Source organism: Pseudomonas sp. R4-35-07 (assembly GCF_003852235.1).
Classification (GTDB): domain Bacteria; phylum Pseudomonadota; class Gammaproteobacteria; order Pseudomonadales; family Pseudomonadaceae; genus Aquipseudomonas.
Genome location: NZ_CP027732.1, coordinates 673,923 through 696,472, shown reverse-complemented (window position 1 = coordinate 696,472; position 22,550 = coordinate 673,923). Strand labels below are relative to the sequence as shown.

At 60.7% G+C, this 22,550-nt stretch carries 23 protein-coding genes; 12 read left to right on the top strand and 11 right to left on the bottom strand.

Annotated features, from left to right (window positions below; genetic code table 11):
- From C4J89_RS02955 to ureC, 3 genes are all read left to right on the top strand, one after another.
- Positions 1-534 carry a GNAT family N-acetyltransferase gene (locus C4J89_RS02955; RefSeq protein WP_124361067.1) on the top strand — a complete coding sequence of 178 codons (534 nt, stop codon included), beginning with the start codon at positions 1-3 and terminating at the stop codon, positions 532-534.
- Entirely contained in the window at positions 531-839 is a 309-nt protein-coding gene (locus tag C4J89_RS02950) for an urease subunit beta (protein WP_124413711.1), read from the top strand. Before C4J89_RS02955 ends, C4J89_RS02950 begins: the two co-directional genes overlap by 4 nt.
- Before the next feature lie 123 nt (positions 840-962).
- Positions 963-2,663 (top strand): urease subunit alpha, encoded by a 1,701-nt coding sequence (gene ureC / locus C4J89_RS02945; protein WP_124413710.1) that lies wholly within the window; start codon positions 963-965, stop codon positions 2,661-2,663.
- 128 nt (positions 2,664-2,791) lie between these two features.
- On the opposite strand, the gene C4J89_RS02940 is transcribed toward ureC, so the two are convergent.
- Positions 2,792-3,730 carry a DnaJ C-terminal domain-containing protein gene (locus C4J89_RS02940; RefSeq protein WP_124413709.1) on the bottom strand — a complete coding sequence of 313 codons (939 nt, stop codon included), beginning with the start codon at positions 3,728-3,730 and terminating at the stop codon, positions 2,792-2,794.
- 236 nt (positions 3,731-3,966) lie between these two features.
- On the opposite strand from C4J89_RS02940, the gene C4J89_RS02935 reads away from it, so the two are divergent.
- A complete protein-coding gene (locus C4J89_RS02935; RefSeq protein WP_124365657.1) occupies positions 3,967-5,235 on the top strand; it encodes an Hsp70 family protein in 1,269 nt (422 codons plus the stop codon).
- A 126-nt stretch (positions 5,236-5,361) separates the two neighbouring features.
- Here the strand turns inward: C4J89_RS02935 and C4J89_RS02930 are convergent, their stop codons facing one another.
- Together C4J89_RS02930 and C4J89_RS02925 are read right to left on the bottom strand one after the other, a co-directional pair.
- Positions 5,362-6,375 (bottom strand): AI-2E family transporter, encoded by a 1,014-nt coding sequence (locus C4J89_RS02930; RefSeq protein ID WP_124361062.1) that lies wholly within the window; start codon positions 6,373-6,375, stop codon positions 5,362-5,364.
- A 176-nt stretch (positions 6,376-6,551) separates the two neighbouring features.
- The gene (locus C4J89_RS02925; RefSeq protein ID WP_124361061.1) at positions 6,552-6,851 is read right to left on the bottom strand and encodes a PsiF family protein; all 300 of its coding nucleotides are present in this window, start codon (positions 6,849-6,851) and stop codon (positions 6,552-6,554) included.
- 233 nt (positions 6,852-7,084) lie between these two features.
- Between C4J89_RS02925 and C4J89_RS02920 the strand changes: the two genes are divergently transcribed.
- On the top strand, positions 7,085-7,615 hold the full coding sequence (locus tag C4J89_RS02920) for a bacterioferritin (RefSeq protein WP_124361060.1): 531 nt from the start codon (positions 7,085-7,087) through the stop codon (positions 7,613-7,615).
- Positions 7,616-7,749: 134 nt separating this feature from the next.
- Here the strand turns inward: C4J89_RS02920 and C4J89_RS02915 are convergent, their stop codons facing one another.
- Complete coding sequence (locus C4J89_RS02915; RefSeq protein WP_124413708.1) at positions 7,750-9,816, bottom strand: AsmA family protein; 2,067 nt, start codon at positions 9,814-9,816, stop codon at positions 7,750-7,752.
- A 358-nt stretch (positions 9,817-10,174) separates the two neighbouring features.
- Here C4J89_RS02915 and C4J89_RS02910 point away from each other — a divergent pair, with 358 nt between their 5' ends.
- A complete protein-coding gene (locus tag C4J89_RS02910; RefSeq protein ID WP_124361058.1) occupies positions 10,175-10,546 on the top strand; it encodes a hypothetical protein in 372 nt (123 codons plus the stop codon).
- A 151-nt stretch (positions 10,547-10,697) separates the two neighbouring features.
- Complete coding sequence (locus C4J89_RS02905) at positions 10,698-11,330, top strand: TetR family transcriptional regulator (RefSeq protein WP_124361057.1); 633 nt, start codon at positions 10,698-10,700, stop codon at positions 11,328-11,330.
- A gap of 4 nt (positions 11,331-11,334) precedes the next feature.
- Here C4J89_RS02905 and C4J89_RS02900 read toward each other — a convergent pair whose 3' ends face one another.
- Complete coding sequence (locus C4J89_RS02900; RefSeq protein WP_124413707.1) at positions 11,335-11,832, bottom strand: C40 family peptidase; 498 nt, start codon at positions 11,830-11,832, stop codon at positions 11,335-11,337.
- Positions 11,833-12,171: 339 nt separating this feature from the next.
- Between C4J89_RS02900 and ureE the strand changes: the two genes are divergently transcribed.
- The 5 genes from ureE to C4J89_RS02875 all read left to right on the top strand — a co-directional run bounded on the left by ureE (position 12,172) and on the right by C4J89_RS02875 (position 15,829).
- Complete coding sequence (gene ureE / locus C4J89_RS02895) at positions 12,172-12,672, top strand: urease accessory protein UreE (RefSeq protein ID WP_124365654.1); 501 nt, start codon at positions 12,172-12,174, stop codon at positions 12,670-12,672.
- On the top strand, positions 12,669-13,343 hold the full coding sequence (locus C4J89_RS02890) for an urease accessory protein UreF (protein WP_124413706.1): 675 nt from the start codon (positions 12,669-12,671) through the stop codon (positions 13,341-13,343). The genes ureE and C4J89_RS02890 overlap by 4 nt, the downstream gene beginning before the upstream one ends.
- Positions 13,344-13,365: 22 nt before the next feature.
- A complete protein-coding gene (gene ureG, locus C4J89_RS02885; protein ID WP_017849719.1) occupies positions 13,366-13,980 on the top strand; it encodes an urease accessory protein UreG in 615 nt (204 codons plus the stop codon).
- Positions 13,981-14,000: 20 nt separating this feature from the next.
- A complete protein-coding gene (locus tag C4J89_RS02880; protein ID WP_124413705.1) occupies positions 14,001-14,573 on the top strand; it encodes a HupE/UreJ family protein in 573 nt (190 codons plus the stop codon).
- A 155-nt stretch (positions 14,574-14,728) separates the two neighbouring features.
- Positions 14,729-15,829 (top strand): AGE family epimerase/isomerase, encoded by a 1,101-nt coding sequence (locus C4J89_RS02875; RefSeq protein WP_124413704.1) that lies wholly within the window; start codon positions 14,729-14,731, stop codon positions 15,827-15,829.
- Positions 15,830-15,938: 109 nt separating this feature from the next.
- Here C4J89_RS02875 and C4J89_RS02870 read toward each other — a convergent pair whose 3' ends face one another.
- The 6 genes from C4J89_RS02870 to C4J89_RS02840 all read right to left on the bottom strand — a co-directional run bounded on the left by C4J89_RS02870 (position 15,939) and on the right by C4J89_RS02840 (position 22,349).
- A complete protein-coding gene (locus C4J89_RS02870; protein WP_124365650.1) occupies positions 15,939-16,844 on the bottom strand; it encodes a cation diffusion facilitator family transporter in 906 nt (301 codons plus the stop codon).
- A 186-nt stretch (positions 16,845-17,030) separates the two neighbouring features.
- Entirely contained in the window at positions 17,031-17,795 is a 765-nt protein-coding gene (locus tag C4J89_RS02865; protein WP_124413703.1) for an SDR family oxidoreductase, read from the bottom strand.
- Between the two features lie 774 nt (positions 17,796-18,569).
- Positions 18,570-19,286 carry an ABC transporter ATP-binding protein gene (locus C4J89_RS02855; RefSeq protein WP_124361049.1) on the bottom strand — a complete coding sequence of 239 codons (717 nt, stop codon included), beginning with the start codon at positions 19,284-19,286 and terminating at the stop codon, positions 18,570-18,572.
- A complete protein-coding gene (locus tag C4J89_RS02850; protein WP_124413701.1) occupies positions 19,283-20,158 on the bottom strand; it encodes an ABC transporter ATP-binding protein in 876 nt (291 codons plus the stop codon). The genes C4J89_RS02855 and C4J89_RS02850 overlap by 4 nt, the downstream gene beginning before the upstream one ends.
- On the bottom strand, positions 20,155-21,432 hold the full coding sequence (livM, locus tag C4J89_RS02845; RefSeq protein WP_124361047.1) for a high-affinity branched-chain amino acid ABC transporter permease LivM: 1,278 nt from the start codon (positions 21,430-21,432) through the stop codon (positions 20,155-20,157). Before livM ends, C4J89_RS02850 begins: the two co-directional genes overlap by 4 nt.
- 2 nt (positions 21,433-21,434) lie before the next feature.
- Complete coding sequence (locus C4J89_RS02840; protein ID WP_048727385.1) at positions 21,435-22,349, bottom strand: branched-chain amino acid ABC transporter permease; 915 nt, start codon at positions 22,347-22,349, stop codon at positions 21,435-21,437.
- Positions 22,350-22,550 lie beyond the last annotated feature (201 nt).

The following is a 22,550-nucleotide window of genomic DNA, read 5'->3' as shown; positions in this document are numbered from 1 at the left end:
ATGAGCGCTGCGCAACTGCGTCGAGTCAATGCTGAAAGCTTTGCCCATTACCGCCTCGGCTTGATCGAGCTGTTGCTGGACGCGGTCCGACATGGCGCCTCGGTGGGCTTCATGGCCGACTTCGATGAGACCCAGGCCCGCGCGTACCTGAGCGGTGTGCAAGCCGGCATCGAAGACGCCAGCCTGTTGCTGTGGGTGGTGGTGCGCGATGAACAGGTGGTCGCCAGCGTGCAGTTGGCGCTGTGCCAGAAAGCCAATGGCCTGAACCGTGCCGAGGTGCAGAAGCTGCTGGTGCACAGCCGTGCGCGGCGCCACGGCCTGGGGCAGCAATTGATGAATGCCCTGGAACTCGCCGCACGCCAGCACAAGCGCGGCTTGCTCTACCTCGACACCGAAGCCGGCTCCGGCGCCGAGGCCTTCTACCAGTCGCTGCGCTACACCAAGGTCGGCGAATTGCCCGACTACTGCCAAAGCCCGGACGGGCGCTACAGCCCGACCGCCATTTACTTCAAGACCCTGGGGCAACCTGCATGATTCCTGGCGAATTCCAGATCCAGCCTGGCGAGATCGAACTGAACGTGGGCCGGCGCACCATCAGCCTGAGCGTGGCCAACAGTGGCGACCGACCGATTCAGGTGGGCTCGCATTATCATTTTTTCGAGACCAATGATGCGCTGACCTTCGACCGCGCCGCGAGCCGTGGCATGCGCCTGAATATTCCGGCGGGCACGGCGGTGCGGTTTGAGCCAGGGCAGAGTCGGGAGGTGGAGTTGGTGGATTTGAGCGGTGTAAGGCGGGTGTTCGGGTTTGCCGGTCGGATCATGGGCGACCTCGACTGATCGTTCCCACGCTCCGCGTGGGAATGCCGTCATGGACGCTCCGCGTCCGCTCTTAACATCGTGACGCAGAGCGTCACAGGATGCATTCCCACGCAAAGCGTGGGAACGATCGAGGACACACACATGAAGATTTCCAGACAAGCCTACGCCGACATGTATGGCCCCACCGTTGGCGACAAGGTCCGCCTGGCCGACACCGAGTTGTTCGTCGAAGTGGAGCAGGACTTCACCGTCTATGGCGAAGAAGTGAAATTCGGCGGCGGCAAGGTGATCCGTGACGGTCAGGGCCAAAGCCAGTTGCTCGCCCATGAAGTGGTCGACACCCTGATCACCAACGCGCTGATCATCGACCACTGGGGCATCGTCAAGGCCGACGTGGGCCTGAAGAACGGCCGCATCCACGCCATTGGCAAAGCCGGCAACCCCGACATCCAGCCCGGCGTGACCATGGCCATCGGCGCCAGCACCGAAGTGATCGCCGGCGAAGGCATGATCCTCACCGCCGGCGGTATCGACTCCCATGTGCATTTCATCTGCCCGCAGCAGATCGAAGAGGCGCTGACCAGCGGCGTCACCACTATGATTGGCGGCGGCACAGGACCTGCCACCGGCACCAACGCCACCACCTGCACCTCAGGGCCTTGGCACCTGGCGCGCATGCTGCAGGCCAGTGATTCGTTCCCGATGAACATCGGCTTTACCGGCAAGGGCAACGCGAGCCTGCCCGAGCCGTTGATCGAACAGGTCAAGGCCGGCGCCATTGGCTTGAAGCTGCACGAAGACTGGGGCACCACGCCCGCCAGCATCGATAACTGCCTGAGCGTCGCCGATGAATACGACGTGCAGGTGGCAATCCACAGCGACACCCTCAACGAATCCGGCTTCGTCGAAACCACCCTCGCCGCGCTCAAGGGCCGCACCATTCACACCTATCACACCGAGGGTGCCGGTGGCGGACATGCGCCGGACATCATCAAGGCCTGCGGCTTGCCGAACGTGCTGCCCAGTTCCACCAACCCGACGCGGCCGTTCACCCGCAACACCATCGACGAACACCTGGACATGCTGATGGTCTGCCACCACCTGGACCCGAGCATCGCCGAAGACGTGGCCTTCGCCGAAAGCCGCATCCGTCGCGAGACCATTGCCGCCGAAGATATCCTGCACGACCTCGGTGCGTTTTCGATGATCAGTTCCGACAGCCAGGCCATGGGCCGCGTCGGCGAAGTGATCACCCGCACCTGGCAGACCGCCGACAAGATGAAAAAACAGCGTGGCGCCCTGCCCGGTGACGGCCCGGGCAACGACAACTTTCGCGCCAAGCGCTATATCGCCAAGTACACCATCAACCCGGCGATCACCCATGGCATCAGCCATATTGTCGGCTCCATCGAAGTTGGCAAATGGGCCGATCTGGTGCTGTGGCGCCCGGCGTTCTTCGGGATCAAACCCACGCTGATCCTCAAGGGCGGCGCGATTGCCTCCAGCCTGATGGGCGATGCCAACGCTTCGATTCCCACACCGCAGCCGGTGCACTACCGGCCGATGTTCGCCAGCTTCGGCAGCGCACTGCATGCCACCAGCCTGACCTTTATCAGCCAGGCAGCGCAGAAGGCCGGCCTGCCCGAGGCCCTGGGTTTGAAAAAACAGATTGCGGTGGTCAAGGGCTGTCGCGAGGTGCAGAAGAGCGACCTGATCCATAACGATTACCTGCCGGATATCGAAGTGGACCCACAGACGTATCAGGTCAAGGCCGATGGTGTATTGCTGTGGTGTGAACCGGCTGAAGTACTGCCGATGGCGCAGCGCTATTTCCTGTTCTAACAACCGCCTCACTGTAACTGTAGGAGCGAGCTTGCTCGCGAAGCACTCAAGGACGCCGCGTTTATTCAGGTTGTACGCGTTATCGTTGACGTTCTTCGCGAGCAAGCTCGCTCCTACATTAAGGCAGCTTAGAAGCTCTCGCGCGGATTGAAGTTGGCTTTCTTGGCCAGCTCCTGCCACAACGCTTTCACCTCGTCGCTACCTGCCGGCGGCATCACCGCCTTGAGTTGCACGAACAGGAAACCTCGCTGGCCAGCCTTGTTCAGCAACCCATGGCCCTTGGCGCGCATGCGCTGGCCGTTCTGGCTGCCGGCGGGCACCTTGAGGTTGATCTTGCCGGTCAGCGTCGGCACCGTGACTTCCGTGCCCAGCGCCAATTCCCACGGCGCCAGCGGCAGGTTGATCACCAGGTTTTCGCCATCCACTTCGAACTTGGCGTGGGGCGCGAACTTGATGATCAGGTACAGATCACCGTTGGCACCGCCGCCAATACCGGGCGCGCCCTGGGCCTTGAGGCGGATGCGTTCACCGTCGGCCACACCGGCCGGGATCTTCACGTTCAGGCTCTTGACCGTATTGCTCACGTGCCGGCCCGAAGCATCGTACTGAGGCACCTGGAAGCTGATCTGCTTGGACTCGGTGGACAGCGTCTCCTCGAGGGACACCGACAGCTGCATCTCAACGTCCTGGCCCTTGCGTCCGGCAGGGCGGCGTTGGCCGCCGCCGAAGCCGTCGCTGCGCGCGCCGAAGATCGAGCTGAAGAAGTCCGAAAAATCCTCAGTGCCCGCGCCACCGCCAAAACCGCCACGGCTCTGCCAGCCAGGTGGCCCCTGGAACGGCTGACCGTGCTGGCCATATTTGCGCAGTTCGTCGTACTCGGCCCGCTTGTCCGCGCTCTTGAGGGCTTCATAGGCTTCGGACGCGTCCTTGAACTTGGCTTCGGCGTCTTTTTCCTTGCTCACGTCCGGGTGATATTTGCGCGCGAGCTTGCGATAGGCGGCTTTGATTTCCTTGTCGTCGGCGCTCGGCTCGACACCCAGAATCTTGTAGTAGTCTTTGAAATCCATCGGTGGTTCACCATCCTTAAACGAGATCGCACAGCCCGGACACAAGGTGCGCTGGTTTGCACGTGTTGAGTCTTGCGGCCTGGGGTGCGTCGGAGTTTTACAGGCACTTGCCGTATGCACCAGATGTGGGGGCGAATCGCGCGCTTTCAAGCGCTATTTAACGGATGGTCGGCCTACGCATCCGGCGTCGACTGGCATACACTGCGCGGCCGTTTTGCAACCGGAACCCGATCGACATGAAAAACCCATCCCCAGCCCGTGCCTGCGGCATCGACTTCGGCACGTCCAACTCCACCGTCGGCTGGATCCGCCCCGGCGAGGAGACGCTTATCGCGCTGGAGGACGACAAGATCACCCTGCCGTCGGTGGTGTTCTTCAACTTCGAGGAACGCCGCCCGGTGTACGGTCGCCTGGCGCTGCACGAATACCTGGAGAACTACGAAGGCCGCTTGATGCGCTCGCTCAAGAGCCTGCTGGGTTCCAAGCTGATCAAGCACGACACCAGCGTATTGGGCACGGCGATGCCGTTCACCGACCTGCTGGCGCTGTTCATCGGCCAGCTCAAGAGCCGCGCCGAAGCCACCGCCGGCCGCGAGTTCGAAGAAGTGGTGCTGGGGCGCCCGGTGTTTTTCGTCGATGACGACCCGATGGCCGACCAGGAAGCGGAAAACACCCTGGTCGACGTGGCCCGCAAAATCGGCTTCAAGGACATCTCGTTCCAGTACGAACCGATTGCCGCCGCGTTCGACTACGAGTCGACCATCGAAAAAGAAGAACTGGTGCTGATCGTCGATATCGGCGGCGGTACCTCCGACTTCTCCCTGGTGCGCCTGTCACCGGACCGTCGTCACAACGACAACCGCCAGAGCGATATCCTCGCCACCGGTGGCGTGCACATCGGCGGTACCGACTTCGACAAGCAGCTCAGCCTGCAAGGCATGATGCCGCTGTTCGGCTACGGCAGCCGCATGAAAAGCGGCGCCTACATGCCGACCAGCCACCACATGAACCTGGCTACCTGGCACACCATCAACTCGGTGTACTCGCAGAAATCCCAGCTGGCCCTGAGCAGCATGCGCTACGACATCGAAGACACCGGCGGCATCGACCGCCTGTTCAAGCTGATCGAACAGCGTGCCGGGCACTGGCTGGCGATGGAAGTGGAAGAGACCAAGATCCAGCTGACCCATGAAGACAGCCGCCTGGTGTTGCTGGACCGGGTTGAGCCTGGCTTGAGCGTGGAACTGAGCCGCAACCTGTTTGAATCGGCCATCGATGGCCTGCTGGAGCGTGTGCGCAACAGCGTGACCCAACTGCTCAACGACGCCTCGGTGGATGTGGCTCAGGTGGACACGGTGTTCTTCACCGGTGGTTCCAGCGGGATCCCGGCACTGCGCCACAGCATCTCGGCGATGCTGCCGAATGCGCGGCATGTGGAAGGCAATATCTTTGGCAGTATTGGCAGTGGGTTGGCGATTGAGGCCAGCAAGCGCTACGGCAACTGAGTTGTAACTTGAATCCGCGGCGCGCCCATCGGGAGCAAGCCCCCTCCCACATTTTGATTTGTGAATACATTCAGAAATGTGGGAGGGGGCTTGCTCCCGATGGCGTCAGCCCAGGCAACACAAAACCTAAACCATCCCACCGAGCTTCAGCTCACTCTTCAGATACGCATAATAAATCGGCCCCGCCACCACCCCCGGCAGCCCAAATGCCGCTTCAAACACCAACATCGCCAACAGCAACTCCCACGACTTGGCACTGATCTGCCCACCGACGATGCGTGCGTTGAGAAAGTACTCGACCTTGTGGATCACGATCAGATACCCCAGCGCCGCCACCGCGACCCAAATCGACAGCGACAACGCGACAATCGTGATCAGGGTGTTGGACATCAGGTTGCCGATCACCGGCAGCAGGCCGAGCAGGAAGGTCAACACGATCAGGGTTTTGGTCAGCGGCAGGTGAATGCCACACAGCGGCAGCACTACGGCGAGGAACACGGCAGTGAAAGCTGTGTTGAGCGCGGCGATCTTGATCTGGGCGAAGACGATGTTGCGAAAGGCCTGGACCAACAGGTGCAGGCGGTCGAACAACGCGGCGGCCAGGGGTTTGCGCTTGGTCAGGTCGGGCACGCGCTGCAAGGCGATAATCGCGCCGAGCACCATGCCAATCAGCAAGGTGACGAACATGTGGGCCGCGTCTTTGCCGACCAGTTGCAGTTCGCTCAGGTGTTTGCTCAGCCAGTCGCCGATGGCCACGCGGAATTCGGCGGCGCTGGCGGGCAGATAGGCATCGATGGACGGCGGTAACTGGCCGCGTGCGCGATCGACCACGTGCATGAATTTATCCAGCGAGGCGCCGGGGTTTTCCGCTTCGTGCAGCAGGAAGCTGATCGCGCCGGCGAAGATCAGCGTGAGCACGCTGACGATCAAGGTACCCAGCAAGGCCACCGCCAGCCAGCGCGCACGCCGCCCCTCGATCAGCCGCTGCAGCTGGGGCGTAAGCATGTTGACCAGTTCATAGACCAACAGGCCAGCCAGCAGGCTGGGCAGCAGTTTCAGCGGCAGCACCAGCAGCAACCCGCCGAAAATGATGATGTAGCTGGACAGCAACAACACATGACGCTGAGAAAACGTTGGCATACAGCCTCAAAACGAACGGCGTTAAAGGATGTGCAGGAACGAGCTTGCTCGCGAAGGTCGCCAACGATAGCGCGTTTATTCTGAATAAACGCGGGGGTAATTGAGTTCTTCGCGAGCAAGCTCGCTCCTACAGGGGGCTGTGTACGAGTGTCGCAGCCTTCTATGGCCTGGGGCTATCAATTCTTCAGGCAAGTACTCATGAAGGTTTTACGCGCATCACCGGCCAACGCCTTGGTTTTCGCCGACGCGTTGCAATCCTTCATCTTCTGCTGCTGCGGGGTCAGGGTCTTGGCGTCATTGGCCGCCGGGGCCGACAGGCAGGTCTTCATGAAGGCCTTGCGCTCGTCGCCCTTGAGGGTCTTGGTAGAGGCTTCGGCATTGCAGGTGGTCATTTTGTTTTGCTGGGCGGTGGCGGCAAAACCTTGGGAACACAGCAGCAGGCTCATCATGATCAACGGAATACGCAGCATCTTCATGGAGTTTTCTCCCGGTTACCGTGCCGAAGGGCGCGGCCTACAGCGCAGTGTAGTCAAAACTCGTTACAACTTCACCGGCCATGGATATTCCAGTCGCCGCGATGCCAGTACATGAAGTGCTCATGACACATCCGGTTAAATCCGATAAAACTTTTCGCCCCTTGCGCGACTCACAACCTGGAGCGATCACGCCGGCAGAGCGTGGCGTACCGGATTAGCCCCAGGAGATTGAGATGACTGAAGCACACTTGACTGACGTTGCGACCCTGCGCAGCCGCGCCCGCCAGAACGTCGAAAACGGTGCCGTGACCGAAGGCTATGACGCCGACCGCGAAGAAATCATCCGCCTGCTCAACGCATCGTTGGCCACAGAGCTGGTCTGCGTGTTGCGCTACAAGCGTCATTACTTCATGGCCAGCGGCCTGAAAGCCAGCGTCGCCGCCGACGAGTTCCTGGAGCACGCCACCCAGGAAGCCGAACACGCCGACAAACTCGCCGAACGCATCGTGCAACTGGGCGGCGAGCCGGAGTTCAACCCCGACCTGTTGTCGAAGAACTCCCACGCACAATACGTGGCGGGCAACTCGCTGAAGGAAATGGTCTACGAAGACCTGGTGGCCGAGCGCATCGCGGTGGACAGCTATCGCGAGATCATTCAGTACATCGGCGATAAAGACCCGACTACCCGTCGCATCTTCGAAGACATCCTGGCCCAGGAAGAAGAACACGCCGATGACATGGCGGATATTCTGCAGGGTCTGTAACCCGTAACACCGCAATACCACTGTGGGAGGGGGCTTGCCCCCGATGGCAGTGTCTCAGTCAAAGATTGATTGGCTGATACACCGCAATCGGGAGCAAGCCCCCTCCCACATTTGGTTTCAGGTGCAGTCGGTTATTACTTCACGGTTTTCGGCGCCTTGCCTTCTCGCATCTGTTGCAACAATGGTGCGCACGCATTCGGCTCGCCGCCACTTGGGGCGACCAGTGCGAGCAACCCGGCAGCCGGGCCGGCGATTACACCCAGGGCGACCATGCCCGCGCCGCGCAGCGCCAGGGGGATGGCTTTCACGCCGGCATTGGGCTTGATGAACGGCCCGTTCACATATAACGGCGAGCGCAGGGAGAACAGACGAAAGCCCTTGGACTCCGGCGTAATGGTCAGGTCCAACTGCTCGGTCGCCATATTTGCTGTGCCATCGACGTAGATGATCGCGTTCTCGGTATCGAACACAAACAAGCGTGTCGTCGCCAAACCGGTCTTGATGCCGAAGTCCGCCGCCGCGCAGTTGATCTTCACTTCCTTGTCGCCAAACAGGCGCCCCACCACGTAGTTGCCCACGTTAAGGCCGGCGATTTCCATCAGGCCACGGCTGATGGCGCCGTCGTTGATCAGCATCTTCAGGTCACCGTTGGCCGTGCCCAGCAGCGCCGCCACGGAGTTGCCGCGCCCGGCAATATCGGCGTCGCCGTTGAGTTCACCAAAGCTGGTTTTCATCGGCTCAAAGGTCGGGAACAGCTGTTTGAGCTTGAAGTTACGCGCCGTGAGTTTCGCGCGGCCTTCCATCGGCGTGGTGCGGCCGTTCAAGCGGATCTGCGCATCGAGCTTGCCGCCGGCCACGCCGAAGCGCAGGGGCTCGAGGCTCAGCTCACCATCATTGAGCACCAGGTGCGTATAGAGGTCGGTGAAAGGCAGGTCGGCGCTGTGCACAATGCGTTTGCCGGTGAATTCCACGTCGGCATCCATCTCGCGCCAGCGCTCGGTGCGGAACTCTTCCACCGGTAACACTTTAGTGGCCGGTTGTTTGCTTTCGCCGCCACGGGCTTTTTGCTTGGCGTTGGAGTCGGCGCCGATCAAGGGTGCCAGGTCATCCATCAGCAGTTGGTTGGATACCAGCGCGCCGCTGAGCTTGGGCCGTGGCTGGCTGGCAACGTAGGCGAGGTTGCCGTGGATGTCGCTGTTGCCGATCTTGCCGTTGAAGTTTTCATAACGAAATGAAGCGCCGCTGGCTTCGTGCAGCTTGGCGATCAAATGACCGTCGGTTGAGTACGCCGGCGAATCGGGCAGTGTCACGCCAGTCAACGGGTAGAGATTGCCGAGGCTGCTGCCCGACAGCTTCAGGCGCAGGTCGAGGGCGCCGAGGTTAAGCGGGTCGGTCAGGGTGCCGGCCAGGGCGATGCGGGTGTCGGCGATCTGAACCTGGGCCTGCAGCGGGAAAGGCTTGGCCGCGTCCTGCAAGGCGAGCAACCCGCCGATCTTGCCGGTGCCGGCGAGCGCCTGGCCATGGTACTGGCCTTTGACCTTGAGGCCGAACGCATAGTCCTGCGGCGCCGAGCCTTTCTCCAAGACCTTTTTGGCATCGGCGTCACCGACGATTTCACCGAAAGGAATCGGTTTGCCCAGCGGGTCGATGATCACATCGAGGCGGGTCTTGAGGGTCTGGTCGTCGAGGGTGACGTGGCCCTTGTCGAAGCCGATGGCGCCGATGTCCACCACCCAGCTGGAAGGCTCGGCGTCGGGGTCCTTGGGGTCGAACTTGAAGGTCCAGTTGGCCCGGCCGTCAGCCAGGCGCTGCAGGTCGGCGCTCGGTTCGGTGAGGTCGATACGCGGGATCACCACGCGTTGTGCCAGCAAGGTCAATGGCGAAATACGCAACTCGACTTTCTTCAGCGTGACCATCTGCGGCTGCTTGGACCAGTCGGGGTTACCCAGGCTCAGGTCTTCGGCAATCACATGGGGCCACGGCACCCACGCGCGCCAGCCGCCTTCGTCGGGCTCACGCTGCCACACCACCGCCAGGTTGCCATTGATGGCGAACGGGCGGTGCAACTCTTCGGAGACCTTGGCATTGAGGGGGGGCTTGATGCGGTTCCAGTCGAAGAACACCAGGACCAATACCGCGATGGCAATCAACAGAACGAAGCTGGCGCAGCTCCAAGCGACAATTTTTCGAGTGCGCGTCATTGCACAGGACTCCTGAATACGACTGGCTGGGCAACAGCCTTTGACACAGCTTATAGGACTACGACTGGCAAAGTGCCCGGGGGGTTTAACGCAACGGCCGATTTAGCCGAAAAAAGCGATTTTCCTGATCAAACAGACAAGGTTGATCATCAACGACGCACCATTGTTACCCAGGTTCGTGTCGAAAATACCCACCCCGGTGCAAAACCGCGTGCTTGAGAGGCGCGTTCTAGAGCCTCTCGTGGGAACAATCAATTCTGTTGATTATTACCATTGTCTTTATGAACTTTTATATCGACTTATCAAGAGTAGCATTAGCCCTGTACCCACTTTATCGCCCTCCCAAGGAGCAACCCTCATGAAACGCCAAGTACTCGCTACCGTCCTGTTATCCATCCTGGCTTCCAGTGCCTTTGCCCTGCCAGCCGCCGAACAGGCCACCCCACAGAACAAAGCTCAAGCCGTGCAGTCCAGCCAGACCCTGGCGCGCAGCGGTTCGCAAGAAGACGAAAACCGTGACTACGCCAAAGGCGCTGTCGCTGAAAACGGTTCGGAACAGGCCAACAAACGCGCCTACACCGAAGGCCTGACCGAAGGTGGCAACGACCGCCTGCAAGAAAAAGGTCTGGTAGAAGGCGGTGCTGAACAAGCCAATGATCGCGCCTACACCCAAGGTCTTGCTGAAGGCGGTGCCGACCGTCTGGAAGAACTGCATCAAGCACAGAGCTAAGCCCATGGTGGCCCATAAAAAAGCCCGGTCTGTCGATCGGGCTTTCGCTTTTATATAGACCGCGTCACGTCTCGCCCCCGCCAAGTTCGACGCCGGCAAAGCGGTTTTGCTAGAGTGCGTCGCTGTACTCGCCGACAAAGCCCATCCGCTCATGCTGCCCCGCGCCGAACAGAAGCAACAGACCCGCCTCGCCTTGATGGACGCTGCCCGCCATCTGATGGAGTGTGGCCGTGGGTTTGGCAGCCTGAGCCTGCGCGAAGTGGCGAAGGCCGCGGGTATCGTACCCACCGGGTTCTATCGCCATTTCGCCGACATGGACGAGCTTGGGCTCGTATTGGTCAGTGAAGTCGGCCAGACCTTCCGCGCCACGATTCGACTGGTGCGCCACAATGAATTCGTGATGGGCGGGATCATCGATGCGTCCGTGCGGATCTTTCTCGATGTGGTCTCGGCCAACCGTTCCCAATTCCTGTTCCTGGCCCGCGAACAATATGGCGGTTGCCTGGCAGTGCGCCAAGCCATCGGCGCCCTGCGCGAAGACATCACCCGCGACCTGGCGGCCGACCTCACGCTGATGCCCAAGCTGCAACACCTGGATGCCGAAGGTTTGCACGTAATGGCTGACCTCATCGTCAAAAGCGTGTTCGCCACCCTGCCCGACATCATCGACCCACCCGCCCACGCGTTGCCTGCCCATCTCACGCCCCAGGCGAAGATCACCCAGCAATTGCGCTTCATCTTTATCGGCCTCAAGCATTGGCAAGGCCTGGGCAGCACCGAGTAATGCCTCAGCCGGCCGTATGAAAGCGCTTGGCCGTGGTGTAGTTCTTGCTCCAATAGGTATTGCTCAACGAATCGATACGCACATTTTTGCCGGTACGCGGTGAATGGATGAATTTGCCTTCGCCGATATACAGCCCGACGTGACTCACCCGCCCCTGCCCGTTGCCTTTGAAAAAGACCGCGTCGCCCGGCTTCAACGCAGTGCGCTTGATGGTCGCGGCGGTGGAACGGTGCATCGCAGCCGTGGTGCGCGGAAGCTGAATATTCGCTTCGGTCTTGAACAGATAGACCAGGAAACTGCTGCAATCGAACCCTTGCTCGGTAGACGTACCGCCCCACTTGTAGGGTGTGCCGAGCAATTGATGGGCCCGGTCGATCACATCGTCGACCGAGGACGATGCGGGCTTGGAAACAAAGGTGGGCGGCTGTTGAAGAGTGGCCGAGGCTGACGAGACAAGGCACGACAGGCTGACAATGACGGAACAGATAAGTGACTTGAACATGATGAACATCGCAGTGAATTAAACACGGCGCGAATCTTAAACAACCCCCATGTAACTCCGCGAAGGCCGATTCCCGTAGCCTTGTGGGATAAATCCTTAAAAACGCAACGAAGAATTGGATGAAAGAAGTTTCATGCAACACACGACCGTTCACCACGCAAAATGCCCTTTTTCGGTGCTAAAACCAGCTTAAGCGCACCAAATCGCAACACAGATGCACTCGGCGAGTGCCCTGCCTTGTGGCGCTAGCGCCCTGCTGACAGGAAATTCCTACGCGCTTGCCGGGTTGGCAAGCCCCTTGCTCTAGCTCCCTTATCGCTCATAGCCGGAAGCTTTCTGATGCTGGTGATCCACCGCCGAATCGCCCCGCAAGCCCTCTGGGCCGCCGAACTGCTGCTGAACTTCGAAGCCCGCAGCAAAAGCCGCCTGCGCTGTTTCAGTGCCGAGGGTGAAGACGTCGGCCTGTTTCTGGAGCGTGGGCAACCGCCGCTGCATGATGGCGAATTCCTACAAGCTGAAGACGGACGCGTCGTACGTGTCTGCGCGCGCCCTGAACAACTGCTGCATGTCACCTGCCGCAACGCGTTTGAACTGACCCGCGCCGCCTATCACCTTGGCAACCGCCATGTGGCCCTGCAGGTCGGCGATGGCTGGCTGCGCCTGCTCGATGACTACGTGCTCAAGGCCATGCTTGAGCAGCTGGGCGCCGACGTGCACACCATTGAGGCGCCCTTCCAGCCTGAACACGGGGCCTACGGCGGTGGCCATCATCATTCGCGGCATGGCGATGAAGCCTTCAACTATGCGCCCAAACTGCATCAGTTCGGCGTGCGTCTATGAACCCAGCCTGGGCGCTGTTGCGCCTGGCCAGTCCGCAGTTGCCGATTGGTGGCTACAGCTATTCCCAGGGACTGGAAATGGCCGTGGACAACGGCCGCGTCAACAATGCCGCCAGCGCGCGGCGCTGGATCAGCGATCAATTGCTGCTCAACCTCGCGCGTTTCGAAGCGCCGTTGCTGCTCGCCCATTGCCGCGCGGCCACTGAACAGGCGTGGCCACGCCTGGCGCAGCTGTGTGAAGAACACCGTGCCAGCCGCGAAACCCGCGAGCTGTATCAGGAGAGCCGGCAGATGGGTTACTCCCTGCAGCAACTGCTCAATGGCTTGCCGGAACTGGACGCCGCCGCCCGTGACTTTCTTGCCCAACACCCTGAACCCCATCTCGCCCTTGGCTGGGCGCTGGCCGCGCGGGCCTGGGCCATCAGCCCCGACGACGCGCTCGCCGCCTGGCTATGGAGCTGGCTGGAAAATCAACTGGCCGTGCTGATGAAAACCCTGCCCCTGGGCCAGCAAGCCGCGCAGCGCCTGACCAGCGAGCTGCTGCCGCTGCTGCAACAGGCACAGCAGGAGGCCGACCGCATCGAACCCGATCATCTGGGCAGCGCCGCCTTTGGCCTGTCTTTGGCGTGCATGGCTCATGAACGCCAGTACAGCCGCCTGTTCCGTTCCTGAGACTGTTTTTGGAGAACCTGACATGAACACACAACCCCTGCGCGTCGGCATCGGCGGCCCGGTAGGCTCCGGCAAGACGGCCCTGACCCTGGCCCTGTGCCTGGCGCTACGCGACCGCTACAACCTGGCGGTGGTCACCAACGACATCTACACCCGCGAAGACGCCGATTTCCTGGTGCGCAACCAGGCCCTGGCGCCGGAGCGCATCATCGGCGTGGAAACCGGCGGCTGCCCGCACACCGCCATCCGCGAAGATGCCTCGATCAACCTGGAGGCGGTGGACCAACTCAACCGGCGTTTTCCCGGCCTGGACCTGATTCTGGTGGAGTCCGGCGGCGACAACCTGTCGGCGACATTCAGCCCCGAGCTGTCAGACCTGACCATCTATGTGATCGATGTGTCCGCCGGCGACAAACTCCCGCGCAAGGGCGGGCCCGGTATTTGCAAATCCGACCTGCTGGTGATCAACAAGATCGACCTCGCGCCGCTGGTGGGTGCCTCGCTGGAGTTGATGAACAGCGACACTCAACGCATGCGCAATGGCAAACCTTTTGTGTTCAGCAACCAGAAAACCGGCGTCGGCCTGGATGAAATCGTCGCCTTTATCGAACGCCAAGGCCTGCTGACCGCTGCCTGATCCCCCTACGGAGCCTGTATATGAACCTCAAGAAACTGTTCGCCGCCGCCGCGTTGCTGCTGGCCCCCGCCCTCGCGTTTGCTCACCCGGGTCACGGCGACAATGGCCTGGTTGCCGGCATCAGCCACCCGCTGGGCGGTCTCGATCACTTGCTGGCCATGGTTGCGGTCGGGCTGTGGGCGGCGCAGCAAAAAGGCAATGCACGCTGGGCCCTGCCTTGCGCCTTCGTCGGCACCATGTTGATTGGCGGCATGCTGGGGTTTGAAGGCCTGCAATTGCCGGCGCTGGAAAGCGGGATTGCTGCGTCGGTGCTGGCGCTGGGCCTGGCGGTGGCGCTGGCGGTACGGCCGCCGTTGTTCGTGGCGGTGGGTGTGACGGCGTTGTTTGCCCTGTTTCACGGCGTGGCCCATGGCTTGGAGTTACCGGACATGTCCAGCCCCTGGGCGTATGCGGCGGGGTTTGTCGGCGCAACTGCGGCGCTGCACGCGGCGGGCTATGCGGTGGTACGTTTGCTGCCAGCGGCGGCGGCACCGTTGGTGCGGGTGGCCGGGGCTGCTTCCGCTGCAACTGGGGTCTGGTTGCTGGCGGGCTGATAGATCGTTCCCACGCTCCGCGTGGGAATGCCGCCGGGGACGCTCCGCGTTCCTACGCATGACGCGGAGCGTCATGAAACCATTCCCACGCAGAGCGTGGGAACGATCAGCCTGATACCATGCGCGCCACACCCCTGCCGTGACGACGCCAGCCGATGCCCCAACCTCTTTTGAATTCAGTGCTCACGCACTTCCACGACCTGATCGTGCCGCTCTGGCAGGGCCCGGGCTGGAATGCCGACCTGGCGTTGCCTTACGAGGCACTGGACGCCGATCACCAGCCGTTGCCTCCACAACGCTACCGCGCCATGGCCTGCGCCCGGCAGTTGTACCTGTTCGCCAGCCTGATCGGCGAACCCGGTGCAGCCTTTGCCGAGGAACGCGCCGCCACCCTGTTCCGCTCCTTGCAACGGCACTTCCACGACGCCGAACACGGCGGCTGGTTCTACAGCATCGACCCGGCCGGGCAGCCGCTGGATAAACGCAAAGACCTCTATACCCACGCCTTCATCATCTTTGCCTGCGCCCATTACTGGGCCAAAGTACGTGAACCGTTGGTGGAATCGGTGCTCAATGCCGCGCTGGCGGTGGTCGCCGAACGCTTTGCCACTGGCGACGGCCTGTACGAAGCGGTGCTGGAGCGCAACTGGTCAAGCCTCAAGTCGGGCCCCTTGCAGAACCCGCTGATGCACCTGGCCGAAGGCTTTCTCGCCACACTGGCGGTGCGTGAAGACGCCCTCACGCGTGAAGCATTGCTGGACTTGGCCGGCGCCCTGCAAAAGCGCTTTATCGACCGCCAGCACGGCGTGATGATGGAAAAACCGCTGGGCGCTGTGGATAACTGGTTCGAGCCAGGGCATCAGTTCGAGTGGTTCTTTTTGCTCGAGTCGTCGCAGGTGCTGCGCGGTACAGCGCTGCATGCCTCACTGACGCGAGCGTTTGCCTATGCTGAGCAAAAGGGTGTGGATAAGTTAAGCGGTGCGGTCAGTGGCATGCTGTCTGTGGATGGCACGGTGCGCGACGGCACCCAGCGTATCTGGGCGCAGGCTGAATACCTGCGGGCGTTGACCTTGCGCCCCGGCAGCGAAACGGTGGTGCAACGCCAGTTGCTGGCGCTGCAACAGCACTTCCTGCACGACAAAGGCTGGCACGAATGCCTGGATGCCCAGGGTGCGGTGAGCCGACGGGACATGCCCTCGACCACGCCGTATCACTTGGCGACCTGCTATCAGGGGCTGATCCAGCACCAGGGCTGACCTTCAGGGCCTCATCGGGGGCAAGCCCCCTCCCACACTTTGATTGTGAATGCATTCAAATGTGGGAGGGGGCTTGCCCCCGATAGCCTCACCTCGGTCCAACGGCCCACTACGCAATCCACTTGCGATCCCCAGTAAAACTGATGGTCAGCCAACGAGCCGCATCCGGCGTGCCGAGCCCTGTGGATATCTCCTCGCGCAGTCTGTCGAGGGTCGCGACGTTATCCACCGGGTAATCCGCCGGCAACACCACATGGATTTCGATGAACCGCGCCCGCCCGTGCTTTTGCACATAGGACACGTAGTCATCGAAACCATGCCTGGCCTTGGCCGCGTCCATCACTTCACGCACGGTGTCGTCCAGGTGATCCGGGGCGATCCCCAGCACCTCACGCAACGCCGGGCGCAGGATCTTGAAGGCCGGCGCCAGCATGCTCAGGGCCAACAGGATCAGGATCAGCGGGTCGACATACACCGCCCACTCGCCATACCCCTGGGACTTGAGCAGCAGTGCCGCCAGAAAGCTGATCAACAGGCCCACTGACAGCATCGCGTCCACCAGCCAGCTGATGTTGTCGAACTGGATCAGCGAGGATTTCAGCGTGCGATTACGGTAGCGCACATAGAAGAAGTAGGCGAACTCCACCACGGTAAACACCGCCGCATAAATGATCACCAGCCCCAACTCGATCTCGCGCCCGCCATTGATGATGCCGAACACGCCGTTGAGAAACGCATAGATGGCGATCAACAGCAGAAAGCTGCCTTCGATCAACAGCACCATGGGCTCCAGGTGCCAGTAGCCGAACTGGAACCGCTCGTTGCTTTTCTTGGCGATCAGCTTGGCCGTGATCAGCATCAACACCTTGATGGCGGTGGCGATCAGCGAGAAAAAGCCATCGAACAGAATGGATTGGGCGCCGGATATCACGCCCGTGACAATCCCGGCGATCGCGACTGCGAACATCAGGATGGTCGATTGTTTGAGCAGTGCCTGCTCACCTCGGTTACTCACATTTCCTCCCGTCAAAACCTTTAAACCGCACAGTGCGGAGGGTTTTCAGGAGCGGAGTGTACCTTTGATCGTTCCCACGCTCTGCGTGGGAATGCATGGTGTGACGCTCTGCGTCACCAGCAAAGCGCGACGCAGAGCGTCCCCGGCGGTATTCCCACGCGGAGCGTGGGAACAATCAGTTGAGCCTTACTTGGCCCCACGCTCAATCGCAAACCCAGCCCAGGTCTGGCTCACCGGCATCAGCTCCAAGCAGTTGATATTCACGTGCGCCGGCGTATTCAGCACCCAGAAGATCGTGTCGGCAATATCCTGCGGCTGGATCGGCTCGGCGCCCGCGTAGGTCGCATCATAACGCGCCTGATCACCGCCGAAACGCACCAGGGAAAATTCGCTCTCGCACAAGCCCGGCTCGATATTAGTCACCCGCACACCGGTGCCTTGCAGATCGCAGCGCAGGTTCAGCGAGAACTGCTTCACGAACGCTTTGGACCCGCCATACACATGGCTGCCCGGGTAAGGGTAGTTACCGGCGATGGAACCCAGGTTGATGATCCCGGCACCACGGCCATGGGCGATCAGGCGCGGCAGCAGCAGGTTGGTGGTGGTCAGCAACCCTTTGATATTGGTGTCGACCATGGTTTCCCAATCGTCGAGGTTGCACTTGGGCGCAGGGTCGGCGCCCACGGCCAGGCCGGCGTTGTTGATCAGCCCGCGCAACGTGGCGAACGATGGCGGCAAATTAGCGATGGCGTCTTCCATGCCTTTGCGATCACGCACGTCCACCACCAGGCCATGCACTTCGGTTTGCTTGGAGAGCTCTTCGACCAGCGCATTCAAGCGCTCGGCACGCCGGCCGGTGAGCACCAGTTTCCAGCCAGCTTCGGCAAAACGGCGGGCACAGGCTTCACCGAAACCTGAAGTGGCGCCAGTAATAAACAGCGTGTCGGACATGGTGGTCTCCTTGCGGGCAACGGGAAAAAGTTGCCAGCAGAATGCCCTTACGCTGGCTTCGCGGCAACCGCTATGCGCGCACTTTCATACTCATCTGATCATTTTTTAACCACGCCGGGCAGAGCTATGCAGATCAAGGCCTACAGCCACATACGCGCAGGTTATCCACAACTGCGCCCACAGTCTTTGGGGGCAAGTGCAAATCGCCTTGAGCCACGTTATACAAGGCCTGCAGATGGTTTTAGAAAGTTTTTTGCTTGACCTGAACAGAGGCGTATGTAGGTATTTTCCCCGGTGAACATCTAGACGATGGCTCCAGGCCAGTCATTCCGGCCTCTGCGGCAGTCTTTCCAGAGTTTAGTCACAGACTTATCCACAGGCAGGAGTGACACGCAACGGTCATATACCTGTGTCTTTAAACAGGTTGACAAACCCCTCGACGGCTCCCGAAAAAGTGGCTGGTCAAATACTAACCACACCGCTGCAAGCCACGGTTTCAGAGGCCTGCAGGCAGCTACTCCCACCTTACCCACAGCCGGTTCCACAGCGGATGGGGACAAGTCAAAACTGTGACAAAACAGGGATTTGCGGCGGCTATATGTCGCGCTTTGGAGGGGAGCTGAATTTGTTTTCCACAATTTCGAAAGACACCCAAAAACAAATGTGGGAGGGGGCTTGCTCCCGATAGCGGTGGCTCAGTCAGTACACCTGATACTGATACACCGCTATCGGGAGCAAGCCCCCTCCCACAGGGGTGCTGCGTTGTTGTTTAGATTAGTGACCGCCCAGGTAGGCGTTGCGCACTTCTTCATTCACCAGCAGTTCCTTGCCCGTACCGGTCAGGCGAATCTCGCCGTTGACCATCACATACGCCCGGTCCGACAAGCGCAGAGCGTGGTTGGCGTTCTGCTCCACCAGGAAAATGGTCATCCCGGTGGAGGCCAGCTCGCGCAGGGTGGAAAAGATCTGCTTCACCACGATCGGCGCCAGGCCCAGGCTGGGCTCATCGAGCAGCAACAGCTTGGGCCGGCTCATCAGCGCGCGGGCGATGGCGAGCATTTGCTGCTCGCCACCAGACATGGTCATCGCGCGCTGATTACGCCGCTCCTTGAGCCGTGGAAACAGCTCGAACATGCGCTGCATGTCTTCCTGCGCGAACTTGTCGCCAATGGGGATGGTGCCCATCAGCAGGTTTTCCTCGACGGTCATGTCGGGGAATACCCGCCGCCCTTCCGGCGATTGCGCGATGCCGTTGGAGGCGATGTAGTGGGACGACTTGTGGGTAATGTCCACGCCGTTGTAGAGAATCTGCCCCGACTCAGCCCGCGGCTGGCCGAAGATCGACATCAGCAGCGTGGATTTGCCCGCGCCATTGGAGCCGATCAGGCTGACGGTTTCGCCTTCGTTGATGTACAGCGAGACTTTTTTCAGGGCCTGGATCGGGCCGTAGAACACGTCCAGGTCCTTCATTTCGAGGATAGGCCCGTTCATACGAGTTCCTCTTCGTCTGCGCCCAGGTAGGCGGCGATCACTTTCGGGTCGTTGCGGATCGCGTCCGGCCCGCCTTCGGCGATCACGTTGCCGTGGTCGAGCACCACGATGTGGTCGGAAATACTCATCACCATGCCCATGTCGTGTTCGATCAGCACCACTGTGAGGTCGTGTTCGTCGCGCAGCAGGCGAATCATCGCGCTGAGGGCTTCGGTTTCCTGAGGGTTGAGGCCCGCAGCCGGTTCATCCAGGCAGATGATCTGCGGCCGCGTGCACATCGCGCGGGCGATTTCCAGGCGGCGCTGCTGGCCGTAGGAAAGCTCGCCGGCGAGGCGGTTGGCGCAGTCCACCAGGTCGACCACTTCCAGCCAGTAGAAGGCGTGGTCGAGGGCATCGCTTTCAGCTTTGCGGTAGCCCTTGGTGTTGAGGATACCGGCGAGCATGTTGCGGTTGACCCACATGTGCTGGGCCACCAGCAGGTTTTCCAGCACCGACATTTCCTTGAACAGGCGAATGTTCTGGAAGGTCCGCGCCAGGCCCGCGCGGTTCACCAAATGGGTGCCGCCGAACATCTTGTAGTACACCCGGCTGAGGAAGCTTTTCGGCGAGACAAAATCGGTGGCCTGGAAGCGCTCACCCAGTAACTGGATCACATTGGTCTGCTGGCCGCGCACGTTGAGTTCGATCTTGCCGCCACTGGCCTTGTAGAAACCGGTGAGGCAGTTGAACACGGTGGTCTTGCCGGCGCCGTTGGGGCCGATCAGGGCGAAAATAGAATTGCGCTTTACCTTGAGGCTCACGTCGCTCAAGGCCTTGATGCCACCGAAGTGCATCATCAGGTGTTCAACGGAAAGGACGACTTCCTTGCTCATGGCGCCACTCCTTTACGTGGTGTCACACCGGTACGGCTGATGCGGATCAAGCCGCGCGGTCGCCAGATCATCATCACCACCATCAGCACGCCAAACAGCAGCACGCGGTATTCAGAGAAGCTGCGCAGCAGTTCCGGGGCAACGGTCAACACGAACGCCGCGATCACCACACCAACCGTCGAGCCCATGCCGCCCAAGACCACGATGGCCAGGATCAACGCCGACTCGAAGAAGGTAAACGACGACGGGTTGACGAAGCCCTGATAGCTGGCAAAGAACACCCCGGCCAAGCCGGCCGTGGAGGCACCGATGGTGAACGCCGAGAGCTTGACCAGTACGTGGTTCAGGCCCATGGAGCGGCAGGCGATTTCATCTTCGCGCAGGGCTTCCCAGGCACGCCCGACCGGCATGCGGGTCAGGCGATGCTTGATGTACAGCACGGCCAGCACCACCAGGAACAGCACGATGTAGATGAACATGAACTTGATATTGGGGTTGTAATCGATGCCGAAGAACTCGTGGAACGGAATGCCGCCGTCCTTGGCACGCTTGCCGAACTCCAGGCCGAGGAAGGTCGGCGAAGGCACCGGCATGCCGTTCGGGCCACCGGTGAAGGACAGCCAGTTGTTGAGCACCAGGCGAATGATTTCACCGAAGCCCAGGGTCACGATGGCCAGGTAGTCACCATGCATTCGCAATACCGGAAAGCCGAGTATGCACCCCGCCAACGCCGCCGCGATGGCGGCCAGCGGCAGCACCGTCCAGAAACCCAGGCCGAGGTATTGGTAACCCAGCGCCAGGCCGTAGGCGCCGATGGCGTAGAACGCCACATAACCCAGGTCGAGCAGACCGGCCAGACCCACCACGATGTTCAGGCCCAGGCCGAGCAATACGTAGATCAGCCCGAGGATCACCACGGTCAGCAGGTACTTGTTGGCAAAGATCGGAAACACGATGGCGATCACGATCAGCGCCGGAATGATCCAGCGCAGCCGCGACTTGTAGTCCGGCGCCCGCACGTGCACGCCGGAGCCGCTGCTTTCGAAACCCTGCAGGATCTTCACGCCCTTGGGGGTTTGCAGGAACAGGCTGAGGGCAAAGCGCCCGGCCATCACGATGGCGACCAACGTGGCCACGCGCGCCGGTTCCAGGTTGAAGCTGTAGCCGTCGAGCACCACGCCGACGATCGGGCCGAACACGATCAGCGAAATCAGCCCGGCGAGGACCGTATCGACCACACTTTTCTTGATATCGATAGATTTGGCAGCAGACATGTTTACACCTTCGCCACGAGTGGGCGACCAAGCAGGCCCTGGGGACGGAAAATCAGAATCACCACCAGCAGGGAGAAACTGAACACGTCTTTGTAGTCGGAGTTGATCAACCCCGAGAACAGCGACTCGGAGATACCGAGGATGATCCCGCCCAGCATCGCCCCAGGCAGGGAGCCGATGCCGCCGAGTACCGCTGCGGTAAACGCCTTGATGCCGATGATGAAGCCGGCATAGAAGTCGAAGGTGCCATAATTGAGGGTGATCAGCACGCCGGCCAGGGCGGCCATGGCGGCGCCGATGACGAATACGTAGGAGATCACACGGTCGGTGTTGATGCCCAGAATCGAGGCCATCTTGCGGTCTTGCTGGGTGGCGCGGCACATGCGGCCGAGCTTGGTGTATTTGATGATGTAGGTAAGCAACGCCATGCCGGCGAATGCCGCCACGAGGATGAACACTTTGGTGTAGGTGAGTTGCACGAACCCGGTGCCGATATCGACGCGCCAGGCGCCGGCCAGCAGGGTGGGAATGCCTTGTTGCTTGGCGCCCTGGGCGATCTGCGCGTAGTTCTGCAGGATCAGCGAGATACCGATGGCGCTGATCAGCGGAGCCAGTCGGGTGGAGTTACGCAGCGGTTTGTAGGCGACACGTTCGATGACCCAACCGTACACGCCGGTGACGACGACGGTGAAGACCAGGGTACCGAGAATGAGCAGCGGGAAGGATTCGATGCCGAAGTAAGCCAGCAGTGCCAGACTGATCGCCGCGAGGTAAGCGGAAATCATATAAACCTCGCCGTGGGCGAAGTTGATCATGCCAATGATGCCATAGACCATTGTGTAGCCGATGGCGATCAGGCCATAGACCGACCCGAGGGTCAGGCCGTTGACCAGTTGCTGCAGGAAAATACCATCCATAACGCAATCTCACGCGGTGAGAACCTGCACACCGGTGGGCGTGCGGTTCTTCTGGAGGAAAAGACAGATCTTGATCACAACCCAGTCCCCTTGTGGGAGGAGGCTTGCTCCCGATTGCGGTGTGCCAGTCAATAGATTTGAACCTGATCCACCGCTATCGGGAGCAAGCCCCCTCCCACATTGGGACTGTGGTGCAGAGCC

What these genes read in the sequence shown, in the direction of transcription:
- C4J89_RS02955 (WP_124361067.1), top strand. Translation starts at nt 1, where the DNA reads ATGAGCGCTGCGCAACTGCGTCGAGTCAATGCTGAAAGCTTTGCCCAT.
- C4J89_RS02950 (WP_124413711.1), top strand. Translation starts at nt 531, where the DNA reads ATGATTCCTGGCGAATTCCAGATCCAGCCTGGCGAGATCGAACTGAAC.
- ureC (WP_124413710.1), top strand. Translation starts at nt 963, where the DNA reads ATGAAGATTTCCAGACAAGCCTACGCCGACATGTATGGCCCCACCGTT.
- C4J89_RS02940 (WP_124413709.1), bottom strand. Translation starts at nt 3,730, where the DNA reads ATGGATTTCAAAGACTACTACAAGATTCTGGGTGTCGAGCCGAGCGCC.
- C4J89_RS02935 (WP_124365657.1), top strand. Translation starts at nt 3,967, where the DNA reads ATGAAAAACCCATCCCCAGCCCGTGCCTGCGGCATCGACTTCGGCACG.
- C4J89_RS02930 (WP_124361062.1), bottom strand. Translation starts at nt 6,375, where the DNA reads ATGCCAACGTTTTCTCAGCGTCATGTGTTGTTGCTGTCCAGCTACATC.
- C4J89_RS02925 (WP_124361061.1), bottom strand. Translation starts at nt 6,851, where the DNA reads ATGAAGATGCTGCGTATTCCGTTGATCATGATGAGCCTGCTGCTGTGT.
- C4J89_RS02920 (WP_124361060.1), top strand. Translation starts at nt 7,085, where the DNA reads ATGACTGAAGCACACTTGACTGACGTTGCGACCCTGCGCAGCCGCGCC.
- C4J89_RS02915 (WP_124413708.1), bottom strand. Translation starts at nt 9,816, where the DNA reads ATGACGCGCACTCGAAAAATTGTCGCTTGGAGCTGCGCCAGCTTCGTT.
- C4J89_RS02910 (WP_124361058.1), top strand. Translation starts at nt 10,175, where the DNA reads ATGAAACGCCAAGTACTCGCTACCGTCCTGTTATCCATCCTGGCTTCC.
- C4J89_RS02905 (WP_124361057.1), top strand. Translation starts at nt 10,698, where the DNA reads ATGCTGCCCCGCGCCGAACAGAAGCAACAGACCCGCCTCGCCTTGATG.
- C4J89_RS02900 (WP_124413707.1), bottom strand. Translation starts at nt 11,832, where the DNA reads ATGTTCAAGTCACTTATCTGTTCCGTCATTGTCAGCCTGTCGTGCCTT.
- ureE (WP_124365654.1), top strand. Translation starts at nt 12,172, where the DNA reads ATGCTGGTGATCCACCGCCGAATCGCCCCGCAAGCCCTCTGGGCCGCC.
- C4J89_RS02890 (WP_124413706.1), top strand. Translation starts at nt 12,669, where the DNA reads ATGAACCCAGCCTGGGCGCTGTTGCGCCTGGCCAGTCCGCAGTTGCCG.
- ureG (WP_017849719.1), top strand. Translation starts at nt 13,366, where the DNA reads ATGAACACACAACCCCTGCGCGTCGGCATCGGCGGCCCGGTAGGCTCC.
- C4J89_RS02880 (WP_124413705.1), top strand. Translation starts at nt 14,001, where the DNA reads ATGAACCTCAAGAAACTGTTCGCCGCCGCCGCGTTGCTGCTGGCCCCC.
- C4J89_RS02875 (WP_124413704.1), top strand. Translation starts at nt 14,729, where the DNA reads ATGCCCCAACCTCTTTTGAATTCAGTGCTCACGCACTTCCACGACCTG.
- C4J89_RS02865 (WP_124413703.1), bottom strand. Translation starts at nt 17,795, where the DNA reads ATGTCCGACACGCTGTTTATTACTGGCGCCACTTCAGGTTTCGGTGAA.
- C4J89_RS02855 (WP_124361049.1), bottom strand. Translation starts at nt 19,286, where the DNA reads ATGAACGGGCCTATCCTCGAAATGAAGGACCTGGACGTGTTCTACGGC.
- C4J89_RS02850 (WP_124413701.1), bottom strand. Translation starts at nt 20,158, where the DNA reads ATGAGCAAGGAAGTCGTCCTTTCCGTTGAACACCTGATGATGCACTTC.
- livM (WP_124361047.1), bottom strand. Translation starts at nt 21,432, where the DNA reads ATGTCTGCTGCCAAATCTATCGATATCAAGAAAAGTGTGGTCGATACG.
- C4J89_RS02840 (WP_048727385.1), bottom strand. Translation starts at nt 22,349, where the DNA reads ATGGATGGTATTTTCCTGCAGCAACTGGTCAACGGCCTGACCCTCGGG.